Annotated in this window: 33 protein-coding genes; all 33 read left to right on the top strand. The window is 67.2% G+C overall.

The features are described 5' to 3' along the window. Positions 1–107: 107 nt before the first annotated feature. The 33 genes from OHA30_RS21710 (at position 108) to truA (ending at position 19,622) form a co-directional block, all read left to right on the top strand. Positions 108–1,256: an acyltransferase family protein gene (locus OHA30_RS21710; RefSeq protein WP_328915525.1), complete on the top strand. Its 1,149-nt coding sequence runs from the start codon at positions 108–110 to the stop codon at positions 1,254–1,256. A gap of 349 nt (positions 1,257–1,605) precedes the next feature. Beyond that, positions 1,606–1,914, top strand: coding sequence for a 30S ribosomal protein S10 (rpsJ, locus tag OHA30_RS21715; protein ID WP_014144312.1), 309 nt, complete (start codon positions 1,606–1,608; stop codon positions 1,912–1,914). Positions 1,915–1,928: 14 nt separating this feature from the next. Further along, positions 1,929–2,573 (top strand): 50S ribosomal protein L3, encoded by a 645-nt coding sequence (gene rplC, locus OHA30_RS21720; RefSeq protein ID WP_328915526.1) that lies wholly within the window; start codon positions 1,929–1,931, stop codon positions 2,571–2,573. Between the two features lie 4 nt (positions 2,574–2,577). After that, positions 2,578–3,255 (top strand): 50S ribosomal protein L4, encoded by a 678-nt coding sequence (gene rplD, locus OHA30_RS21725; RefSeq protein WP_328915527.1) that lies wholly within the window; start codon positions 2,578–2,580, stop codon positions 3,253–3,255. Next, positions 3,255–3,593 (top strand): 50S ribosomal protein L23, encoded by a 339-nt coding sequence (gene rplW / locus OHA30_RS21730; protein WP_328915528.1) that lies wholly within the window; start codon positions 3,255–3,257, stop codon positions 3,591–3,593. The genes rplD and rplW overlap by 1 nt, the downstream gene beginning before the upstream one ends. Positions 3,594–3,639: 46 nt before the next feature. Further along, positions 3,640–4,476 carry a 50S ribosomal protein L2 gene (rplB, locus tag OHA30_RS21735; protein WP_328915529.1) on the top strand — a complete coding sequence of 279 codons (837 nt, stop codon included), beginning with the start codon at positions 3,640–3,642 and terminating at the stop codon, positions 4,474–4,476. A gap of 12 nt (positions 4,477–4,488) precedes the next feature. Then, positions 4,489–4,770 carry a 30S ribosomal protein S19 gene (rpsS, locus tag OHA30_RS21740; RefSeq protein WP_328915530.1) on the top strand — a complete coding sequence of 94 codons (282 nt, stop codon included), beginning with the start codon at positions 4,489–4,491 and terminating at the stop codon, positions 4,768–4,770. 47 nt (positions 4,771–4,817) lie between these two features. Further along, complete coding sequence (rplV, locus tag OHA30_RS21745; protein ID WP_328915531.1) at positions 4,818–5,165, top strand: 50S ribosomal protein L22; 348 nt, start codon at positions 4,818–4,820, stop codon at positions 5,163–5,165. After that, entirely contained in the window at positions 5,165–5,995 is an 831-nt protein-coding gene (rpsC, locus tag OHA30_RS21750) for a 30S ribosomal protein S3 (protein WP_328915532.1), read from the top strand. Before rplV ends, rpsC begins: the two co-directional genes overlap by 1 nt. A gap of 5 nt (positions 5,996–6,000) precedes the next feature. After that, the gene (gene rplP / locus OHA30_RS21755) at positions 6,001–6,420 is read left to right on the top strand and encodes a 50S ribosomal protein L16 (protein ID WP_328915533.1); all 420 of its coding nucleotides are present in this window, start codon (positions 6,001–6,003) and stop codon (positions 6,418–6,420) included. Continuing rightward, a complete protein-coding gene (gene rpmC / locus OHA30_RS21760; RefSeq protein ID WP_069462150.1) occupies positions 6,420–6,644 on the top strand; it encodes a 50S ribosomal protein L29 in 225 nt (74 codons plus the stop codon). The genes rplP and rpmC overlap by 1 nt, the downstream gene beginning before the upstream one ends. Continuing rightward, entirely contained in the window at positions 6,644–6,928 is a 285-nt protein-coding gene (gene rpsQ, locus OHA30_RS21765; protein ID WP_069462149.1) for a 30S ribosomal protein S17, read from the top strand. Before rpmC ends, rpsQ begins: the two co-directional genes overlap by 1 nt. A gap of 106 nt (positions 6,929–7,034) precedes the next feature. After that, positions 7,035–7,403, top strand: a complete 369-nt coding sequence (gene rplN / locus OHA30_RS21770) for a 50S ribosomal protein L14 (protein WP_328915534.1) — start codon at positions 7,035–7,037, stop codon at positions 7,401–7,403. A gap of 3 nt (positions 7,404–7,406) precedes the next feature. Beyond that, on the top strand, positions 7,407–7,730 hold the full coding sequence (gene rplX / locus OHA30_RS21775) for a 50S ribosomal protein L24 (RefSeq protein WP_328915535.1): 324 nt from the start codon (positions 7,407–7,409) through the stop codon (positions 7,728–7,730). Beyond that, complete coding sequence (gene rplE / locus OHA30_RS21780) at positions 7,730–8,290, top strand: 50S ribosomal protein L5 (RefSeq protein WP_328915536.1); 561 nt, start codon at positions 7,730–7,732, stop codon at positions 8,288–8,290. Before rplX ends, rplE begins: the two co-directional genes overlap by 1 nt. A gap of 2 nt (positions 8,291–8,292) precedes the next feature. Further along, positions 8,293–8,478 carry a type Z 30S ribosomal protein S14 gene (locus OHA30_RS21785; protein ID WP_073492416.1) on the top strand — a complete coding sequence of 62 codons (186 nt, stop codon included), beginning with the start codon at positions 8,293–8,295 and terminating at the stop codon, positions 8,476–8,478. Positions 8,479–8,753: 275 nt separating this feature from the next. Continuing rightward, positions 8,754–9,152 (top strand): 30S ribosomal protein S8, encoded by a 399-nt coding sequence (gene rpsH / locus OHA30_RS21790; RefSeq protein WP_328915537.1) that lies wholly within the window; start codon positions 8,754–8,756, stop codon positions 9,150–9,152. 21 nt (positions 9,153–9,173) lie between these two features. Next, complete coding sequence (rplF, locus tag OHA30_RS21795; RefSeq protein ID WP_328915538.1) at positions 9,174–9,713, top strand: 50S ribosomal protein L6; 540 nt, start codon at positions 9,174–9,176, stop codon at positions 9,711–9,713. 2 nt (positions 9,714–9,715) lie between these two features. Beyond that, the gene (gene rplR, locus OHA30_RS21800; protein WP_328915539.1) at positions 9,716–10,099 is read left to right on the top strand and encodes a 50S ribosomal protein L18; all 384 of its coding nucleotides are present in this window, start codon (positions 9,716–9,718) and stop codon (positions 10,097–10,099) included. 76 nt (positions 10,100–10,175) lie between these two features. Beyond that, positions 10,176–10,781 (top strand): 30S ribosomal protein S5, encoded by a 606-nt coding sequence (gene rpsE, locus OHA30_RS21805; RefSeq protein ID WP_031524774.1) that lies wholly within the window; start codon positions 10,176–10,178, stop codon positions 10,779–10,781. Continuing rightward, positions 10,781–10,963 (top strand): 50S ribosomal protein L30, encoded by a 183-nt coding sequence (rpmD, locus tag OHA30_RS21810; RefSeq protein ID WP_093713223.1) that lies wholly within the window; start codon positions 10,781–10,783, stop codon positions 10,961–10,963. Before rpsE ends, rpmD begins: the two co-directional genes overlap by 1 nt. A 2-nt stretch (positions 10,964–10,965) precedes the next feature. After that, positions 10,966–11,418 (top strand): 50S ribosomal protein L15, encoded by a 453-nt coding sequence (gene rplO, locus OHA30_RS21815; protein ID WP_405785455.1) that lies wholly within the window; start codon positions 10,966–10,968, stop codon positions 11,416–11,418. Positions 11,419–11,663: 245 nt separating this feature from the next. After that, positions 11,664–12,980 (top strand): preprotein translocase subunit SecY, encoded by a 1,317-nt coding sequence (secY, locus tag OHA30_RS21820; protein WP_328915540.1) that lies wholly within the window; start codon positions 11,664–11,666, stop codon positions 12,978–12,980. Next, positions 12,980–13,630, top strand: coding sequence for an adenylate kinase (locus tag OHA30_RS21825; protein ID WP_328915541.1), 651 nt, complete (start codon positions 12,980–12,982; stop codon positions 13,628–13,630). The genes secY and OHA30_RS21825 overlap by 1 nt, the downstream gene beginning before the upstream one ends. A gap of 142 nt (positions 13,631–13,772) precedes the next feature. Further along, the gene (gene map / locus OHA30_RS21830) at positions 13,773–14,609 is read left to right on the top strand and encodes a type I methionyl aminopeptidase (RefSeq protein WP_328917942.1); all 837 of its coding nucleotides are present in this window, start codon (positions 13,773–13,775) and stop codon (positions 14,607–14,609) included. Between the two features lie 156 nt (positions 14,610–14,765). Then, a complete protein-coding gene (gene infA / locus OHA30_RS21835; protein ID WP_003956442.1) occupies positions 14,766–14,987 on the top strand; it encodes a translation initiation factor IF-1 in 222 nt (73 codons plus the stop codon). 27 nt (positions 14,988–15,014) lie between these two features. Continuing rightward, positions 15,015–15,128 (top strand): 50S ribosomal protein L36, encoded by a 114-nt coding sequence (rpmJ, locus tag OHA30_RS21840; RefSeq protein WP_003956441.1) that lies wholly within the window; start codon positions 15,015–15,017, stop codon positions 15,126–15,128. 182 nt (positions 15,129–15,310) lie between these two features. Next, positions 15,311–15,691, top strand: coding sequence for a 30S ribosomal protein S13 (rpsM, locus tag OHA30_RS21845; RefSeq protein ID WP_328915542.1), 381 nt, complete (start codon positions 15,311–15,313; stop codon positions 15,689–15,691). A 67-nt stretch (positions 15,692–15,758) separates the two neighbouring features. Continuing rightward, entirely contained in the window at positions 15,759–16,163 is a 405-nt protein-coding gene (rpsK, locus tag OHA30_RS21850) for a 30S ribosomal protein S11 (RefSeq protein ID WP_003956432.1), read from the top strand. Positions 16,164–16,189: 26 nt separating this feature from the next. Then, on the top strand, positions 16,190–16,816 hold the full coding sequence (gene rpsD, locus OHA30_RS21855; protein WP_328915543.1) for a 30S ribosomal protein S4: 627 nt from the start codon (positions 16,190–16,192) through the stop codon (positions 16,814–16,816). Between the two features lie 116 nt (positions 16,817–16,932). Next, positions 16,933–17,955, top strand: a complete 1,023-nt coding sequence (locus OHA30_RS21860) for a DNA-directed RNA polymerase subunit alpha (protein WP_033177813.1) — start codon at positions 16,933–16,935, stop codon at positions 17,953–17,955. A gap of 215 nt (positions 17,956–18,170) precedes the next feature. Beyond that, a complete protein-coding gene (gene rplQ, locus OHA30_RS21865; protein WP_328915544.1) occupies positions 18,171–18,683 on the top strand; it encodes a 50S ribosomal protein L17 in 513 nt (170 codons plus the stop codon). Between the two features lie 93 nt (positions 18,684–18,776). Then, entirely contained in the window at positions 18,777–19,622 is an 846-nt protein-coding gene (gene truA, locus OHA30_RS21870; protein WP_328915545.1) for a tRNA pseudouridine(38-40) synthase TruA, read from the top strand. Positions 19,623–19,648: the final 26 nt, after the last annotated feature.

Below are 19,648 nucleotides of genomic sequence, written 5' to 3' on the forward strand. Positions count from 1 at the left end.
GGCGTTCAGGCGGTGTGCGGGGGAGCCGACGGCCGGGTGGTGTGGGGATCGCGGGGAGATCGCCACCCTCTTGCCGTCGGTTGTCCGCGGCGCACTAAACTCCTCGCGTGTCCGCTCACTCCCTGGTGCCAGAGTTCGAAAGCAACGCCCAGAACCGGCCCGGGACTGCCCCGGAGCGAGGAGGGCAGGCCGATACGGCCGCCCCGCCGCGCAAGCAACGGGACGCGTTCTTCGACAACGCGAAGTTCCTGGCGATCGTCCTGGTGGTCTGCGCCCATACGTGGGAGCCCCTGATGCACTCGGGGAGCCGTGCCACGCACGCGCTCTACATCCTTGTGTACTCCTTCCACATGCCGGCGTTCATCGTGATCTCCGGCTACTTCTCGCGCAGCTTCACGATGCGGCCCGCCCAGCTCAAGCGGCTCGTCACCGGGATCGTCGTGCCCTATGTGGTGTTCGAGGTGGCCTACTCGCTGGCGGACCGCTGGTGGGGACACGACCCGGACCGGGCGATCTCGGTGCTCGACCCGTGGTTCCTGACCTGGTTCCTGGCCTCGCTGTTCATCTGGCGGATGACCACCCCGCTGTGGCGGGTCATCCGGATGCCGGTGATCGTCGCCCTCGTCGTGGGGCTGACGGTGGCCGTGTCCCCGCACCTCGGCGGCGAACTCGACCTGTACCGGACGCTGGAGTTCCTGCCCTTCTTCGTGCTCGGACTGATGCTGAAGCCGGAGCACTTCGACCTGGTGCGCAGCCGCGGAGCGCGGATCGCCGCCGTCCCGCTGCTGCTGATCGGCCTCGCGGTCTTCTACCGGCTGTCGCCGACCTTCCACGAGTCGCTGTTCTTCCGACGGGACAGCATGCAGAGCTTCGGCTACTCGGTGCGGCACGGCCTCGCGCTGAGCCTGCTGCTCTACGGGGTCTCGCTGCTGTTCTGCGCCTGCTTCCTGGCGCTGGTGCCGCGGCGCAAGACCTGGTTCACCTCGCTGGGGGCGGGGACGCTCTACGGCTATCTGCTGCACGGCTTCATCCTGCGCGGCGCGCTGGCCAAGGGGTGGTTCACCCACCACTGGATCTACACGCCGCTGGGCGAGGTCGCGGTCACCGTGATCGCCGCCGCCGTCGTCACCGCGCTGTGCAGCGCGCCCGTGCGCCGGGTCTTCCGCTGCGTCATGGAGCCCGAGATGCGCTGGGCGTTCCGCCAGGACGACACCCCGCGGCGGGCCGATGTGCCCGCACCGACCGCGGAGCGGTAGGCTTCCCGGCCCGATTGGCGCCGGGCAGGCCCCCTGTGGCAGACTACCCAAGTTGCTCGGTCGAGCGCCGATGCTGCGCGCCTCCCGTCGGGGGGACCGGAAGCGAGTCCCACAGTACTCGTCGCCTTATCTGCCCTCCGGGCAGCGCTGGGGCGGACGTACGGGAATCTTCCGGGAAGCGTCAGTGCGGCTCCGGCCAGGCATCCGGTGGGTGTTATCTCCCACGCAAACCCCTCGCAGGGATATTCCGCATGCGGAAAATCATCGCAAGGGGCGCGACACACCCGACCGCGTGGGTCGGGCGAAGCGGATGCCGGAGCGGAAAAGAGACAAGGACTACGGAGTAGCCATGGCGGGACAGAAGATCCGCATTCGGCTCAAGGCCTACGACCACGAGGTCATCGACTCCTCGGCGAAGAAGATCGTCGAGACGGTGACCCGTACCGGTGCGCAGGTCGCGGGCCCGGTGCCGCTGCCCACTGAGAAGAACGTGTACTGCGTCATCAAGTCGCCGCACAAGTACAAGGACTCGCGCGAGCACTTCGAGATGCGCACGCACAAGCGCCTGATCGACATCCTCGACCCGACGCCCAAGACCGTTGACTCGTTGATGCGCCTGGACCTTCCGGCGGGCGTCGACATCGAGATCAAGCTCTGAGAGGCGCGGAGAAGATGGCAAAGCAGATCAAGGGCATCCTGGGCGAGAAGCTCGGCATGACCCAGGTCTGGGACGAGAACAACCGTGTCGTCCCTGTGACCGTCGTCAAGGCCGGCCCGAATGTCGTCACCCAGGTGCGTACCAACGACGCCGACGGCTACGAGTCGGTTCAGCTCGCCTTCGGCGAGATCGACCCGCGCAAGGTGAACAAGCCGCTCAAGGGCCACTTCGCGAAGGCCGACGTCACCCCCCGCCGCCACCTGGTGGAGCTGCGTACCGCAGACGCCGGTGAGTACACGCTGGGCCAGGAGATCACCGCCACGGTGTTCGAGGCCGGCATCAAGGTGGACGTGACCGGCAAGAGCAAGGGCAAGGGCTTCGCCGGTGTCATGAAGCGTCACAACTTCAAGGGCCTCGGCGCCGGCCACGGCGTCCAGCGCAAGCACCGCTCGCCCGGCTCCATCGGTGGCTGCGCCACCCCGGGCCGCGTGTTCAAGGGCATGCGCATGGCGGGCCGCATGGGCAACGAGCGGGTCACCACCCAGAACCTGACCGTCCACGCCGTTGACGCGGAGAAGGGCCTGCTCCTGATCAAGGGAGCCGTCCCCGGTCCGAACGGCGGCCTCGTCCTGGTCCGCACCGCGGCCAAGGGGGCCTGAGGATATGAGCACCATTGACATCCTGTCGCCCGCGGGCGACACCGCCGGGACCGTAGAGCTCCCGGCCGAGATCTTCGACGCCAAGGTCAGCATCCCGCTGATCCACCAGGTCGTCGTCGCGCAGCTGGCCGCCGCCCGTCAGGGCACGCACAAGGTCAAGACGCGTGGCGAGGTCCGCGGTGGTGGCAAGAAGCCGTACCGCCAGAAGGGCACCGGCCGCGCCCGTCAGGGCTCGACCCGCGCGCCGCAGTTCGCCGGTGGTGGCGTCGTGCACGGTCCCGTGCCGCGTGACTACTCGCAGCGGACCCCCAAGAAGATGGTCAAGGCCGCCCTCCGCGGTGCCCTGACCGACCGCGCGCGCCACAACCGCATCCACGTCGTCACCGGCGTCGTCGAGGGCTCGGCCCCGTCGACGAAGGCGGCCAAGAGCCTGCTCGGCAAGATCAGCGAGCGCAAGAACGTGCTCCTGGTCATCGAGCGTGCCGACGAGGCCGCGTGGCTGTCCGCCCGCAACCTGCCCCAGGTGCACATCCTGGACGCAGGCCAGCTGAACACGTACGACGTGCTCGTCTCCGACGACGTGGTCTTCACGCAGAGCGCCTTCGAGCGTTTCGTGGCCGGTCCTGTCGCCTCCGGCAAGGCCGTCGCCGACGAGGCCGAGCTTGAAGGGAGCGACGCCTGATGAGCGACGCAACTGCCACCGCAGCGGTCGTCACCAGCAAGACGTTCACGGACCCCCGTGACCTTCTGATCAAGCCGGTGGTCTCCGAGAAGAGCTACGCGCTGCTGGACGAGAACAAGTACACGTTCGTCGTCGACCCGCGCGCCAACAAGACCCAGATCAAGCAGGCCGTCGAGGCGGTCTTCCAGGTCAAGGTCACCGGGGTCAACACGATCAACCGCCAGGGCAAGCGCAAGCGCACCCGCACCGGTTTCGGCAAGCGCGCCAACACCAAGCGCGCCATCGTGACCCTTGCCGAGGGCGACCGAATCGACATCTTCGGCGGTCCGGTCTCCTAACGGGGGCCGGTCGTTCAGAAGTCCGGAATCTTCCGAGGACTGAGAAATGGGTATCCGCAAGTACAAGCCGACGACTCCGGGCCGTCGTGGCTCCAGCGTCGCCGACTTTGTCGAGATCACGCGGTCCACGCCGGAGAAGTCGCTGGTCCGCCCGCTGCACAGCAAGGGCGGCCGTAACAACGCCGGTCGTGTGACCGTTCGCCACCAGGGTGGTGGCCACAAGCGCGCCTACCGTGTCATCGACTTCCGTCGGCACGACAAGGACGGCGTGCCCGCCAAGGTCGCGCACATCGAGTACGACCCCAACCGCACCGCGCGCATCGCGCTGCTGCACTACGCGGACGGCGAGAAGCGTTACATCCTCGCCCCCGCCAAGCTGTCGCAGGGCGACCGGATCGAGAACGGCCCCAACGCCGACATCAAGCCGGGCAACAACCTGCCGCTGCGCAACATCCCGGTGGGTACCACGATCCACGCGATCGAGCTGCGGCCCGGTGGCGGCGCGAAGATCTCCCGCTCCGCGGGCGCTTCCGTCCAGCTGCTGGCGAAGGAAGGCAACATGGCCACCCTTCGCATGCCGTCCGGCGAGGTCCGGATGGTCGACGTCCGCTGCCGCGCCACCATCGGCGAGGTCGGCAACGCGGAGCAGTCGAACATCAACTGGGGCAAGGCCGGCCGTATGCGGTGGAAGGGCGTTCGCCCGACCGTCCGCGGTGTCGCCATGAACCCGGTGGACCACCCGCACGGTGGTGGTGAGGGCAAGACCTCCGGTGGTCGCCACCCGGTCTCCCCGTGGGGTCAGAAGGAGGGTCGTACGCGCTCTCCCAAGAAGGCGAGCAGCAAGTACATCGTCCGCCGCCGCAAGACGAACAAGAAGCGCTAGGAGCGGGTTTAGATGCCGCGCAGTCTCAAGAAGGGGCCCTTCGTCGACGACCACCTTTTCAAGAAGGTGGATGTCCAGAACGAAGCCGGCACCAAGAACGTCATCAAGACCTGGTCCCGCCGCTCGATGATCATCCCGGCCATGCTCGGCCACACGATCGCGGTGCACGACGGCCGTAAGCACGTCCCGGTGTTTGTCACTGAGTCGATGGTCGGCCACAAGCTCGGCGAGTTCGCGCCGACCCGCACCTTCCGCGGCCATGAGAAGGACGACCGTAAGTCGCGTCGTCGCTGATCAGCGGGAGTCGGACAGTGACGAAGACAGACACCGAAGGGACAACCATGGAAGCCAGGGCCCAGGCGCGGTACATCCGCGTCACGCCCATGAAGGCCCGCCGCGTGGTGGACCTCATCCGTGGCATGGATGCCACGGAGGCTCAGGCGGTCCTGCGTTTCACCCCGCAGGCCGCGAGCGTGCCGGTCGGCAAGGTGCTTGACAGCGCCATCGCCAACGCCGCGCACAACTACGACCACACGGACGCCGAGTCGCTGTACATCAGCGAGGCGTACGTGGACGAGGGTCCGACCCTGAAGCGGTTCCGGCCGCGCGCCCAGGGCCGGGCCTACCGGATCCGCAAGCGGACCAGCCACATCACCGTGGTCGTCGCCAGCAAGGAAGGGACCCGGTAATGGGCCAGAAGGTTAACCCTTACGGGTTCCGGCTCGGCATCACCACGGACTTCAAGTCCCGGTGGTACGCCGACAAGCTGTACAAGGACTACGTCAAGGAAGACGTCGCCATCCGCCGGATGATGACGCAGGGCATGGAGCGGGCCGGCATCTCCAAGGTGGAGATCGAGCGCACCCGCGACCGCGTCCGCGTCGACATCCACACCGCCCGGCCGGGCATCGTCATCGGCCGCCGCGGCGCGGAGGCCGACCGTATCCGCGGTGACCTGGAGAAGCTGACCGGCAAGCAGGTCCAGCTGAACATCCTTGAGGTCAAGAACCCGGAGATGGACGCTCAGCTGGTGGCCCAGGCCGTCGCCGAGCAGCTGTCCTCCCGTGTCTCCTTCCGCCGTGCCATGCGCAAGAGCATGCAGGGCACGCTGAAGGCCGGCGCCAAGGGCATCAAGATCCAGTGCGGCGGCCGTCTCGGCGGCGCCGAGATGTCCCGCTCCGAGTTCTACCGCGAGGGCCGGGTTCCCCTGCACACCCTGCGCGCCAACGTGGACTACGGCTTCTTCGAGGCCAAGACCACCTTCGGCCGCATCGGTGTGAAGGTGTGGATCTACAAGGGCGACGTCAAGAACATCGCCGAGGTCCGCGCCGACAACGCCGCCGCCCGCGCCGGCAACCGTCCGGCCCGCGGTGGTGGCAACGAGCGTCCGCAGCGTCGCGGTGGCGAGCGCGGTGGCCGTGGCCGTCGTCCTCAGACGGAAGGCGCCCAGGCCCCCAAGGCCGAGGCCGCTGTCGCCGTCGAGGCCCCGGCCGCGGAGACCCCCGGAACGGAAGGCTAAGTACCATGCTGATCCCCCGCAGGGTCAAGCACCGCAAGCAGCACCACCCGAGCCGCGACGGCATGGCCAAGGGCGGCACCGAGCTGGCGTTCGGTGAGTACGGCCTCCAGGCCGTGACCCCGGCCTACGTGACCAACCGGCAGATCGAGTCCGCTCGTATCTCCATCACCCGTCACATCAAGCGTGGCGGCAAGGTCTGGATCAACATCTACCCGGACCGTCCGCTGACCAAGAAGCCGGCCGAGACCCGCATGGGTTCCGGTAAGGGTTCGCCGGAGTGGTGGATCGCGAACGTCAAGCCCGGTCGGGTGATGTTCGAGCTGTCTTTCCCGAACGAGAAGGTGGCTCGTGAAGCGCTGACCCGCGCCGCTCACAAGCTCCCGATGAAGTGCCGCATTGTGCGGCGCGAGGCAGGTGAGTCGTGATGGCGGCCGGTACCAAGGCGACCGAGCTGCGCCAGCTCGGCGACGAGGAGCTCGTCGGCAAGCTGCGTGAGGCCAAGGAGGAGCTGTTCAACCTCCGCTTCCAGGCGGCCACCGGACAGCTGGAGAACAACACCCGGCTCAAGACGGTCCGCAAGGACATCGCCCGGATCTACACCCTGATGCGCGAGCGCGAGCTGGGCATCGAGACGGTGGAGAGCGCCTGATGAGCGAGAAGAATGTGACAGAGACGACTGAGCAGCGTGGCTTCCGCAAGACCCGTGAGGGCCTTGTGGTCAGCGACAAGATGGACAAGACCGTTGTGGTCGCCGTCGAGGACCGTGTGAAGCACGCCCTCTACGGCAAGGTCATCCGCCGCACCAACAAGCTCAAGGCGCACGACGAGCAGAACGCCGCGGGCATCGGCGACCGTGTCCTCCTGATGGAGACCCGGCCGCTGTCCGCGACGAAGCGCTGGCGCGTCGTCGAGATCCTCGAGAAGGCCAAGTAATCCCTGAGGGCACTCCCTCAGGACCGTTCCGTCAGGCTCGGCGGCGGGCCGGCCGGTCAACCGGCCGGCCCCTGCCGGGAACCGACGCGACAAACAGGAGATAGACGTGATCCAGCAGGAGTCGCGACTTCGTGTCGCCGACAACACTGGTGCCAAGGAGATCCTTTGCATCCGTGTTCTCGGTGGCTCGGGTCGCCGCTACGCGGGAATCGGTGACGTCATCGTCGCCACCGTCAAGGACGCGATCCCCGGTGGCAACGTGAAAAAGGGCGAGGTCATCAAGGCCGTCATCGTCCGTACCGTCAAGGAGCGCCGTCGCGCCGACGGCTCGTACATCCGGTTCGACGAGAACGCCGCCGTGATCCTCAAGAACGACGGCGACCCCCGCGGCACCCGTATCTTCGGCCCGGTAGGCCGTGAGCTGCGCGAGAAGAAGTTCATGAAGATCGTCTCCCTCGCGCCGGAGGTGCTGTAACCGATGAAGATCAAGAAGGGCGACCTGGTCCAGGTCATCACCGGTAAGGACAGGGGCAAGCAGGGCAAGGTCATCGTGGCCTACCCCGCTCAGGACCGGGTCCTCGTCGAGGGTGTCAACCGGGTCAAGAAGCACACCAAGGCCGGCCAGACCGACCGTGGTTCGCAGACCGGCGGCATCATCACCACCGAGGCGCCGATCCACGTCAGCAACGTGCAGCTGGTTGTTGAGAAGGACGGCAAGAAGGTCGTGACCCGCGTCGGCTACCGGTTCGACGACGAGGGCAACAAGATCCGCGTTGCCAAGCGGACCGGTGAGGACATCTGATGACTGCCACCACCATCACACCGCGTCTCAAGACGCGTTACCGCGAGGAGATCGCGGGCAAGCTGCGTGACGAGTTCTCCTACGAGAACGTCATGCAGATCCCCGGTCTCACCAAGATCGTGGTCAACATGGGTGTGGGCGACGCCGCCCGCGACTCCAAGCTGATCGAGGGCGCGATCCGCGACCTCGCCACGATCACCGGCCAGAAGCCGCAGGTCACCAAGGCCCGTAAGTCCATCGCGCAGTTCAAGCTGCGTGAGGGCCAGCCGATCGGTGCCCATGTCACGCTTCGCGGTGACCGCATGTGGGAGTTCCTGGACCGTCTGCTGTCGCTGGCGCTTCCGCGTATCCGCGACTTCCGTGGTCTGTCCCCCAAGCAGTTCGACGGCCGGGGCAACTACACCTTCGGTCTCACGGAGCAGGTCATGTTCCACGAGATCGACCAGGACAAGATCGACCGGGTCCGGGGCATGGACATCACCGTGGTCACCACGGCGACCAACGACGACGAGGGTCGTGCCCTCCTTCGTCACCTCGGCTTCCCGTTCAAGGAGAACTGACCGTGGCGAAGAAGGCTCTGATCGCTAAGGCCGCTCGCAAGCCCAAGTTCGCTGTGCGCGGGTACAACCGCTGCCAGCGCTGTGGCCGGCCGCACTCCGTCTACCGCAAGTTCGGCCTGTGCCGTGTGTGCCTTCGTGAGATGGCCCACCGCGGCGAGCTGCCGGGCGTGACCAAGAGCTCCTGGTAAGTCCCTTCAGGGACACCAGGAACTCTCGGTAAGTAGTTGGCCGGTCGGTGCCCACCCGTCGCCCGCCACCGCCCTTCCAAGGGCGCGCTGGCGCGCGGCACCGCCTTACTCCTTCTTCCCGTAAGGTGGAAGGGTTGGGCGCCCGCCGTCCACGACCGACTTACTACGCCGTAGGTCCCCGTGCCGCACCCGTTCCGACGTACGCCTCGCGTACCTCTCGGAGAGAGGGATGGCACAGATAGGAAACCCCGGCGAGAGAGGCCCAGGGCCAACTCATGACCATGACCGACCCCATCGCAGACATGCTGACCCGTCTGCGCAACGCGAACTCGGCGTACCACGACGATGTCGCGATGCCGTTCAGCAAGATCAAGTCGCACATCGCGGAGATCCTCCAGCAGGAGGGTTACATCACCGGCTGGAAGGTCGAGGAGGCGGAGGTCGGCAAGACTCTCCTCCTTGAGCTGAAGTTCGGCCCCGAGCGTCAGCGCTCGATCGCGGGCATCAAGCGGATCAGCAAGCCGGGTCTGCGGGTCTACGCGAAGTCCACCAATCTGCCGAAGGTGCTCGGCGGCCTGGGCGTGGCGATCATCTCCACGTCCCACGGGCTGCTCACCGGCCAGCAGGCGCAGAAGAAGGGCGTGGGTGGGGAAGTCCTCGCCTACGTCTGGTAACCGGGAAAGCGAGGTATAGCAATGTCGCGCATCGGCAAGCTGCCCATCTCGGTTCCCGCCGGAGTGGACGTCACCATCGACGGCCGCACGGTCGCGGTGAAGGGCCCCAAGGGCTCCCTCACCCACACCGTCGCCGCGCCGATCGAGATCGCCAAGGGCGAGGACGGCGTTCTGCACGTCACCCGCCCCAACGACGAGCGTGTCTCGAAGGCCCTGCACGGCCTGTCCCGCACGCTGGTGGCGAACATGATCACCGGCGTGACCACGGGATACGTGAAGGCACTGGAAATCAGCGGGGTCGGCTACCGCGTCCAGGCGAAGGGCTCCAACCTGGAGTTCGCGCTCGGCTACAGCCACCCGATTCTCGTCGAGGCCCCCGAGGGGATCTCCTTCAAGGTCGAGTCCCCGACCAAGTTCTCGGTCGAGGGCATCGACAAGCAGAAGGTCGGCGAGGTGGCCGCCAACATCCGCAAGCTGCGGAAGCCCGACCCGTACAAGGCCAAGGGTGTCAAGTACGCCGGCGAGGTCATCCGCCGCAAGGTCGGAAAGGCTGGTAAGTAGCCATGGCATTCGGTGTGAAGATCGCCAAGGGCAAGGCCTACAAGGGTGCCGCACTCAAGCGCCGCCACATCCGGGTCCGCAAGCGGATCTCGGGTACGGCGGAGCGTCCGCGTCTGGTCGTGACGCGGTCCAACCGCGGCATCGTCGCGCAGATCGTCGACGACCTCGCGGGCCACACGCTCGCGTCCGCGTCGACCCTCGACGCGTCCATCCGCGGCGGCGAAGGCGACAAGAGCGCCAAGGCCAAGCAGGTCGGCCAGCTCGTGGCCGAGCGGGCCAAGGCCAAGGGCGTCGAGACTGTTGTGTTCGACCGCGGCGGCAACCAGTACGCGGGGCGCATCGCCGCCCTCGCGGACGCCGCCCGCGAAGCCGGACTGAAGTTCTGAGCCGCCCGTCGCTGCAGCGACTCACTGTCGCTGTGTAGCTAGCGGAGAAACGCTAAAGGATCGAGAGGTAATTCCAATGGCTGGACCCCAGCGCCGCGGAAGCGGTGCCGGTGGCGGCGAGCGACGGGACCGTAAAGACCGGCGGGACGGCGGCCAGCAGGCCGAGAAGACCGCCTATGTCGAGCGAGTCGTCGCGATCAACCGCGTCGCCAAGGTAGTGAAGGGTGGTCGTCGCTTCAGCTTCACCGCGCTGGTCGTGGTGGGCGACGGTGACGGCACCGTGGGCGTCGGCTACGGCAAGGCCAAGGAGGTGCCGGCCGCCATCGCCAAGGGTGTGGAGGAGGCCAAGAAGCACTTCTTCAAGGTCCCCCGTATCCAGGGCACCATCCCGCACCCGATCCAGGGTGAGAAGGCGGCCGGTGTCGTCCTGCTCAAGCCGGCCTCCCCCGGTACCGGCGTCATCGCCGGTGGCCCGGTGCGTGCCGTGCTGGAGTGCGCGGGCATCCACGACGTGCTGTCCAAGAGCCTCGGCTCGGACAACGCGATCAACATCGTGCACGCCACCGTGGCGGCGCTCCAGGGCCTTCAGCGGCCCGAGGAGATCGCGGCCCGCCGTGGCCTGCCCATCGAGGACGTCGCGCCCGCGGCTCTGCTGCGCGCCCGTGCCGGAGTGGGTGTGTGATGGCGCGTCTCAAGGTCACGCAGACCAAGTCCTACATCGGCAGCAAGCAGAACCACCGTGACACCCTGCGTTCGCTCGGCCTGAAGCGGCTGAACGACGTCGTGGTCAAGGAGGACCGCCCGGAGATCCGCGGCATGGTCCGTACCGTCCGCCACCTCGTCACGGTCGAGGAGGTCGACTGATCATGGGTGACAACCCGATCAAGATCCACAACCTCCGTCCCGCTCCGGGAGCCAAGACCGCCAAGACCCGTGTGGGTCGAGGCGAGGGCTCCAAGGGCAAGACGGCCGGTCGTGGCACCAAGGGCACCAAGGCCCGCTACCAGGTTCCGGAGCGCTTCGAGGGCGGGCAGATGCCCCTCCACATGCGGCTCCCGAAGCTCAAGGGCTTCAAGAACCCGTTCCGCACCGAGTACCAGGTCGTCAACCTCGACAAGCTCGCGACCCTCTACCCCGAGGGTGGCGAGGTGACCGTGGCCGACCTGGTCGCCAAGGGCGCGGTACGCAAGAACCAGCTCGTCAAGGTGCTCGGCACCGGCGAGATCTCCGTGGCTGTGCAGGTGACCGTTGACGCGGCCTCCGGCTCCGCCAAGGAGAAGATCACCGCCGCCGGCGGTACCGTGACCGAGCTCGTCTGAGCCCGATGTCGCACCCGACCGGGGATGCCCAGTACCTGGGGGCGTCCCCGGTCGTTCATTTCTGTGATTTTCCCGTGCCGGTTGGTCATTCCTAGTGAGGCCACCTCGCCGGTAAGGTTACGGACGCTGCTACTGTCCGCGGAGCCTGTGCGCTTCCGCTGATACGGCAGTTGCAAGCCGCCCGTATCAGTCCGAACCTCACTCAGACCGTCCTTCCGCCGTGCGCGGGGGGTGCAGGAGGCACCGTGCTCACCGCGTTCGCCCGGGCGTTCAGGACGCCCGACCTGCGCAAGAAGCTGTTGTTCACGCTGGCCATCATGGTGGTCTACCGCCTCGGCGCCCACGTTCCCGTTCCCGGGATCGACTATTCGGTCGTCAACGCGTGCATCAAGAGCACGAAGGGCAACAACAGCCTCTTCGGCCTGGTGAACATGTTCAGTGGCGGCGCGCTGCTCCAGCTGACCATCTTCGCGCTGGGAATCATGCCGTACATCACGGCGAGCATCATCCTCCAACTGCTGACGGTGGTGATCCCCCGCCTGGAGGCCCTCAAGAAGGAGGGCCAGGCCGGCACCACCAAGATCACGCAGTACACCCGTTACCTGACCGTCGCGCTCGCGGTGCTCCAGGGTACGGGCCTGGTGGCCACCGCCCGTTCCGGCAACCTGTTCTCGCAGTGCCAGCAGGGCGGCGACATCGTCCCGAACCAGTCGATCTTCACCACGGTCACGATGGTCACGACGATGACCGCCGGCACCGTGGTGATCATGTGGCTCGGTGAGTTGATCACCGACCGCGGTATCGGCAACGGCATGTCGATCCTGATGTTCGTCGCCATCGCGGCCGGCTTCCCCGGCTCCCTGTGGGCGATCAAGGTCTCCGGCAAGATCGCGGGCGGCTGGGTCGAGTTCCTGGCGGTCATCGCGATCGGCCTGGTGATCGTCGGCCTGGTGGTCTTCGTCGAACAGGCGCAGCGCCGTATCCCGGTGCAGTACGCCAAGCGCATGATCGGCCGGCGGTCGTACGGCGGCACGTCCACGTACATCCCGCTCAAGGTGAACCAGGCCGGTGTCATCCCGGTCATCTTCGCCTCGTCGCTGCTCTACATCCCGGCGCTGATCGTCCAGTTCTCCGGATCGACGGCCGGCTGGGCGCAGTGGATCAGCCGCAACTTCACCAAGGGCGACCACCCGACGTACATGGCGGCCTACTTCCTGCTGATCGTCTTCTTCGCCTTCTTCTACGTCGCGATCTCCTTCAACCCCGAAGAAGTTGCCGACAATATGAAGAAGTATGGTGGGTTCATCCCGGGCATCCGGGCCGGTCGACCCACCGCCGAGTACCTCAGTTACGTGCTCAATCGCATCACGTGGCCCGGGGCGCTCTATCTGGGACTCATCGCGCTCGTACCGACGGTCGCCATCGCGGTCTTCAACGGGAGCAACGGCAACTTCCCTCTGGGTGGCACCAGCATCCTCATCATCGTCGGTGTGGGTCTGGAGACCGTGAAGCAGATCGAGAGCCAGCTCCAGCAGCGTAACTACGAAGGGTTCCTCCGCTGATGCGAATCGTCCTGGTCGGGCCGCCCGGCGCCGGCAAGGGGACGCAGGCCGCGTTCCTTGCCAAGAACCTGTCGATCCCGCACGTCTCGACGGGCGACCTGTTCCGCGCCAACATCAGCCAGGGCACAGACCTGGGCAATCAGGCGAAGGCGTTCATGGACGCCGGAAACCTGGTGCCCGACGAGGTGACCATCGGCATGGCGGAGGACCGGCTGGACCAGGCGGATGCCGCCGAGGGCTTTCTGCTCGACGGCTTCCCGCGCAACCAGCAGCAGGCGAGGGCGCTCGACGCGTACCTCGGGCAGCACGGCATCAAGCTCGACGGTGTGCTCGACCTGGAGGTGCCGGAGGACGAGGTGGTCACCCGGATCGCCGGGCGCCGGATCTGCCGCAACAACAGCGCGCATGTCTTCCACGTCGCGTACAAGAAGCCCAAGACCGAGGGCGTCTGCGACGAGTGCGGCGGCGAGCTGTACCAGCGCGACGACGACACCGAGGAGACCGTCCGCCGGCGCCTGGAGGTCTACCACCGCGAGACCGAGCCGATCATCGACTACTACAAGCAGCAGAATCTTGTGGTGACGATCTCGGCGCTCGGTCCGGTGGCCGAGGTCACCCAGCGGGCGATGGACGCCCTGCGCGGCGAATAGCGAACCGCAACCGGTACGGGTGTACCGGTACGCCATACGGCCGTGGTGCCCGGACGGGCGCCACGGCCGTATGGTTGAACGAGTACCTGTGCAAGCGGGCACCGACAGACACGACAGTTGCGTGAGGAAGGCTTCAGCCGCGATGGTGGAGATCAAGACCCCGGAGCAGATCGCCAAGATGCGCGCGGCAGGGCTGGTGGTCGCGGCGATCCACGAGGCGACCCGCGCGGCGGCGGTGCCCGGCGCCACTACGAAGGACCTGGACGAGGTCGCCGCCAAGGTCATCGCCGACCACGGCGCGAAGCCCAACTTCCTGGGCTACGGCGGCTTCCCCGGCAACATCTGCACGTCGGTCAACGACGTGGTGGTGCACGGCATCCCGGACCGCAGCACCGTGCTCAAGGACGGCGACATCATCGCCATCGACGCGGGCGCGATCGTGGACGGCTGGCACGGCGACGCGGCCTTCACCTGCTTCGTCGGCAGCGGCCACTCGCCCGAGCTGATCGAGCTGAGCCGGGTCACCGAGGAGTCCATGTGGGCCGGCATCGCCGCCTTCCGCAAGGGCAACCGGCTGGAGGACATCTCCCGCGCGATCGAGTCGTACATCCGCCGCCAGCCGCGGCCCGCCTCCGGCAAGTACGGCATTGTCGAGGAGTACGGCGGACACGGCATCGGCAGCGAGATGCACATGGACCCGCACCTGCTGAACTACGTGACCAAGAAGCGCGGCCGCGGCATCAAGCTGGTCCCGGGGGTGTGCCTGGCCATCGAGCCGATGGTGACCCTGGGCTCCCCGCGTACCCATGTGCTGGACGACGAGTGGACCGTGAAGTCCGACGACGGCTCCTGGTCCTCGCACTGGGAGCACTCGATCGCCCTCACAGAACAGGGCCCGCTGGTCCTCACCGCCCCCGACGGGGGCCGGGCCAAACTGGCGGAGTACGGAGTGACGGCGGGCCCCGACCCGCTGGCCTGAGGGGCTCGAAACCCCCCTGGCTTAACGATCATCATTAACGGGCATACACCCTGGATTCGTCTTTACGGGAGCCGTGGCGTAGACTGACACGTCGGCTCTCGGGTGTCTTCCGGCATGTCCGAAGCCGACCCCGGTAGCCGATCCCGAAAGCAGGACATGGCCAAGAAGCAAGGCGCCATCGAAATCGAGGGCACCGTGATCGAGTCTCTGCCGAATGCGATGTTCAAGGTGGAGCTGCAGAACGGTCACAAGGTCCTCGCGCACATCAGCGGCAAGATGCGGATGCACTACATCCGTATCCTCCCGGATGACCGGGTCGTGGTGGAGCTGTCTCCCTACGACCTGACGCGCGGACGGATCGTCTACCGATACAAGTAGATCTCACGACCCGGAGAACCTCACACCATGAAGGTCAAGCCGAGCGTCAAGAAGATCTGCGACAAGTGCAAGGTGATCCGCCGCCACGGCCGGGTCATGGTCATCTGCGACAACCTGCGCCACAAGCAGCGCCAGGGCTGACGCACGACCACCCCTGCATTACGCAGAACTTCGCGCGACGCACACCCGTACATACGCAGCGCCCGTCCCCGGTACCACGGGGACGACACCCCCGGCGGAGGCCGGGGACCCGTCCGGTACCTGACACGGCCGCCGGGAGCCGGCACTGCGGAAGACCTCCGAACTCACCAGGAGCCAAGTAAATGGCACGCCTTTCAGGCGTTGACCTCCCGCGCGAGAAGCGCGTGGAGATCGCCCTCACCTACGTCTTCGGCATCGGGCGTTCGCGCTCGCAGCAGGTGCTGAAGGACACCGGTGTGAACCCCGACATCCGCGTCCGCGACCTTTCCGAGGAAGACCTCGTCAAGCTGCGCGAATACGTGGACGCGAACTTCAAGACCGAGGGTGACCTCCGTCGCGAGGTGCAGGCCGACATCCGCCGCAAGGTGGAGATCGGCTGCTACCAGGGGCTGCGCCACCGCCGGGGCCTGCCGGTCCACGGCCAGCGCACGCACACCAACGCCCGCACCCGCAAGGGCCCGCGTCGCGCCATCGCCGGTAAGAAGAAGCCGGGCAAGAAGTAGTCCTCAGCGGACACCCCTAAGCGGTCTTCGCTGTAGGACCGATCACCTCCACCGGGAGAACCGACACATGCCTCCTAAGGGCCGTCAGGGCGCAGCCAAGAAGGTGCGCCGCAAGGAAAAGAAGAACGTCGCTCATGGGCACGCCCACATCAAGAGCACGTTCAACAACACGATCGTCTCGATCACCGACCCCTCGGGCAACGTGATCTCCTGGGCCTCCGCCGGTCACGTCGGCTTCAAGGGCTCGCGCAAGTCCACCCCCTTCGCCGCGCAGATGGCCGCCGAGTCGGCCGCCCGCCGGGCGCAGGAGCACGGCATGCGCAAGGTGGACGTCTTCGTCAAGGGTCCCGGCTCCGGCCGTGAGACCGCGATCCGCTCCCTCCAGGCCACCGGCCTTGAGGTCGGCTCGATCCAGGACGTCACCCCGACCCCGCACAACGGCTGCCGCCCGCCGAAGCGCCGCCGCGTCTGACCAGCTGATACAGGAGAACTGAGACAATGGCGCGTTATACCGGGGCCGACTGCAAGCGTTGCCGTCGGGAGAAGCAGAAGCTCTTCCTCAAGGGAGCGAAGTGCGAGAGCGCGAAGTGCCCGATCGAGATCCGTCCTTACCCCCCGGGTGAGCACGGACGCGGGCGCACCAAGGACAGCGAGTACCTGCTTCAGCTGCGTGAGAAGCAGAAGTGCGCGCGTATCTACGGTGTTCTCGAGAAGCAGTTCGTGAACTACTACAAGGAAGCGAACCAGAAGTCCGGCAAGACCGGTGAGAACCTTCTGCGCATCCTTGAGACCCGCCTCGACAACGTGGTGTACCGGGCCGGCTTCGCCAAGTCCCGTGACCACGCCCGTCAGCTGGTCCGTCACGGACACATCACCGTGAACGGCCGCAAGACCGACATCCCGTCGGCGCGCGTGGCCGTGAACGACATCGTCGAGGTCCGCGAGCGGTCCCGTAACCTGACCCCGTTCGCGGTGGCGCAGGGCGAGGCCGGCGACAAGACCGTCCCCGCGTGGCTTGAGGCCAACGCGGGTCGGCTGCGGATTCTCGTGCACAGCCTGCCCGAGCGCCAGGTGATCGACACCCAGGTGCAGGAGCAGCTGATCGTTGAGCTCTACTCCAAGTAAGAGCTGATCGATACGGGCGGTACGGCTCCGGTTTGTGACGGAACGCCGTACCGCCCGTACCCTCGTATGACAGGGGGCGTCAAATAGCGGGCGCCCACGACTGAAGGACCGCACACATGCTGATCGCTCAGCGTCCCTCGTTGACCGAAGAGGTCGTCGACGAATTCCGCTCACGGTTCGTGATCGAGCCGCTGGAGCCGGGCTTCGGCTACACCCTCGGCAACTCACTCCGCCGTACGCTCCTCTCCTCGATCCCGGGTGCGGCTGTCACCTCGATCCGGGTCGACGGCGTTCTGCACGAGTTCACCACCGTGCCGGGCGTCAAGGAGGACGTCACCGACGTCATCCTCAACATCAAGCAGCTGGTCGTCTCCTCGGAGCACGACGAGCCGGTCGTGATGTACCTGCGCAAGCAGGGTCCGGGTGTCGTCACCGCCGCCGACATCGCGCCTCCGGCCGGTGTCGAGGTACACAACCCCGACCTGGTCCTGGCGACGCTGAACGCCAAGGGCAAGCTGGAGATGGAGCTGACCGTCGAGCGCGGTCGCGGCTACGTCTCCGCGGTGCAGAACAAGCAGCAGGGCCAGGAGATCGGCCGGATCCCGGTCGACTCCATCTACAGCCCGGTGCTCAAGGTCACCTACAAGGTCGAGGCGACCCGTGTCGAGCAGCGCACCGACTTCGACAAGCTGATCGTCGACGTCGAGACCAAGCAGGCCATGCGGCCGCGTGACGCCATGGCGTCGGCCGGCAAGACCCTGGTCGAGCTGTTCGGCCTGGCCCGCGAGCTCAATGTCGACGCCGAGGGCATCGACATGGGCCCGTCCCCGACGGACGCGGCGCTGGCCGCGGACCTCGCGCTCCCGATCGAGGAGCTCGAGCTCACCGTCCGTTCGTACAACTGCCTCAAGCGTGAGGGCATCCACTCCGTGGGTGAGCTGGTCGCGCGCTCCGAGGCGGACCTGCTCGACATCCGCAACTTCGGTGCGAAGTCGATCGACGAGGTCAAGGCGAAGCTGGCCGGCATGGGCCTGGCCCTCAAGGACAGCCCGCCCGGATTCGACCCGACCGCCGCCGCCGACGCGTTCGGCGCCGACGACGACGTCGACGCCGGCTTCGTGGAGACCGAGCAGTACTAAGCGCTTCCAGCGCGGAGTACGTCGTCACCGGCCGAAAGGGGCTGTTCGGTTCGCCCCGGACCACCCGCCGGTGATGGGTTGCTCGCGCAGTTCCTCGCGCCCCTAACGGGACGCCCCGCCCGAGGCGTGAGCCTCGGGCACCACGGGCCGGCGGCCGCCGGTTCGCACTGACATCGGTACCTGATACGGCCGGTGCAGCGTAGAAGGAGAAAGACATGCCTCAGCCCGCCAAGGGTGCCCGTCTGGGCGGCAGCGCCGCGCACGAGAAGCTGCTTCTCGCGAACCTCGCGAAGGCCCTTTTCGAGCACGGCCGCATCACCACCACCGAGGCCAAGGCGCGCCGACTGCGCCCGGTCGCGGAGCGCCTGATCACCAAGGCGAAGAAGGGCGACATGCACAACCGTCGCCAGGTGCTTCAGACGATCACGGACAAGAGCATCGTGCACACGCTCTTCACCGACATCGGTCCGCGCTACGAGAACCGCCCGGGTGGCTACACCCGGATCACCAAGATCGGCAACCGTCGTGGCGACAACGCCCCGATGGCGGTCATCGAGCTGGTCGAGGCGCTGACCGTGCAGCAGTCCGCGGTCGGCGAGGCCGAGGCCGCCACCAAGCGTTCCGCCAAGGACGCCGCCGGTGACGAGGCCCTGGCCGAGATCAAGAAGGACGCCCCCGTCGAGGACGCCGTCCCGGCCGAGGCCGACGAGGAGTCCAAGGACGCCTGAGCGTCCTGACGACCGACGGGCGGGCCCGCACCCCTTGGGGGTGCGGGCCCGTTCGGGTTCCCGGACGAGAGGTCCGGGCGAGAGGAGCTACGCGTGAGCGACGATCCGGCACCCGGCTGGGTGCGGGTACGGCTCGACCTGTCCTACGACGGGGCCAAGTTCTCCGGCTGGGCCAAGCAGCGCACCCAGCGGACCGTACAGGGCGAGCTGGAGTCCGCGATCCAGACCGTGCTGCGGCTGCCGGACCCGGTGGAGCTGACCGTCGCGGGCCGTACCGACGCCGGGGTGCACGCCCGCGGCCAGGTGGCCCATGTGGATCTGCCCGAGGATATCTGGGCCGCCGAGAGCGGCAAGCTGCGGCGGCGGCTGGCCGGGCGGCTGCCCTGGGACGTACGGGTCTGGCGGGTGTCCCAGGCGCCGGCCGGCTTCAATGCGCGCTTCTCCGCGATCTGGCGGCGCTACGCGTACCGGGTCGGCGACCACCCCGGCGGCGTCGACCCGCTGCTGCGCGGCCATGTGCTGTGGCACGACCGCCCGGTGGACGTGGACGCCATGAACGTGGCCGCGAAGCTGCTGCTCGGCGAGCACGACTTCGCCGCCTACTGCAAGAAGCGGGAGGGCGCGACCACCATCCGTACCCTGCTCGATCTGCGCTGGGAGCGTACGGCCGAGGGGATCGCGGTCGCCACCGTGCGGGCCGACGCCTTCTGCCACAACATGGTCCGGGCGCTGGTGGGCGCGATGATCCTGGTCGGCGACGGCCACCGGCCGCCCGGCTTCCCCGGCGAGGTGCTGGCCGGCCGGGTACGGCACTCCGCGGTCAATGTCGTGCGCCCGCACGGCCTGACCCTGGAGGAGGTCGGTTACCCGCCCGACGACCAGCTGGCCGCCCGCAGCCGCGAGGCCCGCAATCTGCGGACGCTGCCCGGCTGCCTCTGAGGCCGGGCCGCCGTACCGGCCCCGGT

This window comes from Streptomyces sp. NBC_00223, assembly GCF_036199905.1.
In the GTDB taxonomy this organism is placed as follows: Bacteria; Actinomycetota; Actinomycetes; order Streptomycetales; family Streptomycetaceae; genus Actinacidiphila.

Excerpts from the sequence above, each read along its gene's own strand:
- rplQ (WP_328915544.1), top strand. The coding sequence starts at position 18,171 with ATGCCTCAGCCCGCCAAGGGTGCCCGTCTGGGCGGCAGCGCCGCGCAC.
- rplW (WP_328915528.1), top strand. The coding sequence starts at position 3,255 with ATGAGCGACGCAACTGCCACCGCAGCGGTCGTCACCAGCAAGACGTTC.
- rpsC (WP_328915532.1), top strand. The coding sequence starts at position 5,165 with ATGGGCCAGAAGGTTAACCCTTACGGGTTCCGGCTCGGCATCACCACG.
- rpsQ (WP_069462149.1), top strand. The coding sequence starts at position 6,644 with ATGAGCGAGAAGAATGTGACAGAGACGACTGAGCAGCGTGGCTTCCGC.
- rplV (WP_328915531.1), top strand. The coding sequence starts at position 4,818 with ATGGAAGCCAGGGCCCAGGCGCGGTACATCCGCGTCACGCCCATGAAG.
- map (WP_328917942.1), top strand. The coding sequence starts at position 13,773 with ATGGTGGAGATCAAGACCCCGGAGCAGATCGCCAAGATGCGCGCGGCA.
- rpmD (WP_093713223.1), top strand. The coding sequence starts at position 10,781 with ATGGCGCGTCTCAAGGTCACGCAGACCAAGTCCTACATCGGCAGCAAG.
- rplC (WP_328915526.1), top strand. The coding sequence starts at position 1,929 with ATGGCAAAGCAGATCAAGGGCATCCTGGGCGAGAAGCTCGGCATGACC.
- OHA30_RS21860 (WP_033177813.1), top strand. The coding sequence starts at position 16,933 with ATGCTGATCGCTCAGCGTCCCTCGTTGACCGAAGAGGTCGTCGACGAA.
- rpsD (WP_328915543.1), top strand. The coding sequence starts at position 16,190 with ATGGCGCGTTATACCGGGGCCGACTGCAAGCGTTGCCGTCGGGAGAAG.
- infA (WP_003956442.1), top strand. The coding sequence starts at position 14,766 with ATGGCCAAGAAGCAAGGCGCCATCGAAATCGAGGGCACCGTGATCGAG.
- rplE (WP_328915536.1), top strand. The coding sequence starts at position 7,730 with ATGACTGCCACCACCATCACACCGCGTCTCAAGACGCGTTACCGCGAG.
- rpsE (WP_031524774.1), top strand. The coding sequence starts at position 10,176 with ATGGCTGGACCCCAGCGCCGCGGAAGCGGTGCCGGTGGCGGCGAGCGA.
- rpmC (WP_069462150.1), top strand. The coding sequence starts at position 6,420 with ATGGCGGCCGGTACCAAGGCGACCGAGCTGCGCCAGCTCGGCGACGAG.
- rplB (WP_328915529.1), top strand. The coding sequence starts at position 3,640 with ATGGGTATCCGCAAGTACAAGCCGACGACTCCGGGCCGTCGTGGCTCC.
- OHA30_RS21825 (WP_328915541.1), top strand. The coding sequence starts at position 12,980 with ATGCGAATCGTCCTGGTCGGGCCGCCCGGCGCCGGCAAGGGGACGCAG.
- rpmJ (WP_003956441.1), top strand. The coding sequence starts at position 15,015 with ATGAAGGTCAAGCCGAGCGTCAAGAAGATCTGCGACAAGTGCAAGGTG.
- rpsK (WP_003956432.1), top strand. The coding sequence starts at position 15,759 with ATGCCTCCTAAGGGCCGTCAGGGCGCAGCCAAGAAGGTGCGCCGCAAG.
- rpsM (WP_328915542.1), top strand. The coding sequence starts at position 15,311 with ATGGCACGCCTTTCAGGCGTTGACCTCCCGCGCGAGAAGCGCGTGGAG.
- rplO (WP_405785455.1), top strand. The coding sequence starts at position 10,966 with ATGGGTGACAACCCGATCAAGATCCACAACCTCCGTCCCGCTCCGGGA.
- rplF (WP_328915538.1), top strand. The coding sequence starts at position 9,174 with ATGTCGCGCATCGGCAAGCTGCCCATCTCGGTTCCCGCCGGAGTGGAC.
- rplD (WP_328915527.1), top strand. The coding sequence starts at position 2,578 with ATGAGCACCATTGACATCCTGTCGCCCGCGGGCGACACCGCCGGGACC.
- rplX (WP_328915535.1), top strand. The coding sequence starts at position 7,407 with ATGAAGATCAAGAAGGGCGACCTGGTCCAGGTCATCACCGGTAAGGAC.
- rpsS (WP_328915530.1), top strand. The coding sequence starts at position 4,489 with ATGCCGCGCAGTCTCAAGAAGGGGCCCTTCGTCGACGACCACCTTTTC.
- rpsH (WP_328915537.1), top strand. The coding sequence starts at position 8,754 with ATGACCATGACCGACCCCATCGCAGACATGCTGACCCGTCTGCGCAAC.
- rplR (WP_328915539.1), top strand. The coding sequence starts at position 9,716 with ATGGCATTCGGTGTGAAGATCGCCAAGGGCAAGGCCTACAAGGGTGCC.
- rpsJ (WP_014144312.1), top strand. The coding sequence starts at position 1,606 with ATGGCGGGACAGAAGATCCGCATTCGGCTCAAGGCCTACGACCACGAG.
- rplP (WP_328915533.1), top strand. The coding sequence starts at position 6,001 with ATGCTGATCCCCCGCAGGGTCAAGCACCGCAAGCAGCACCACCCGAGC.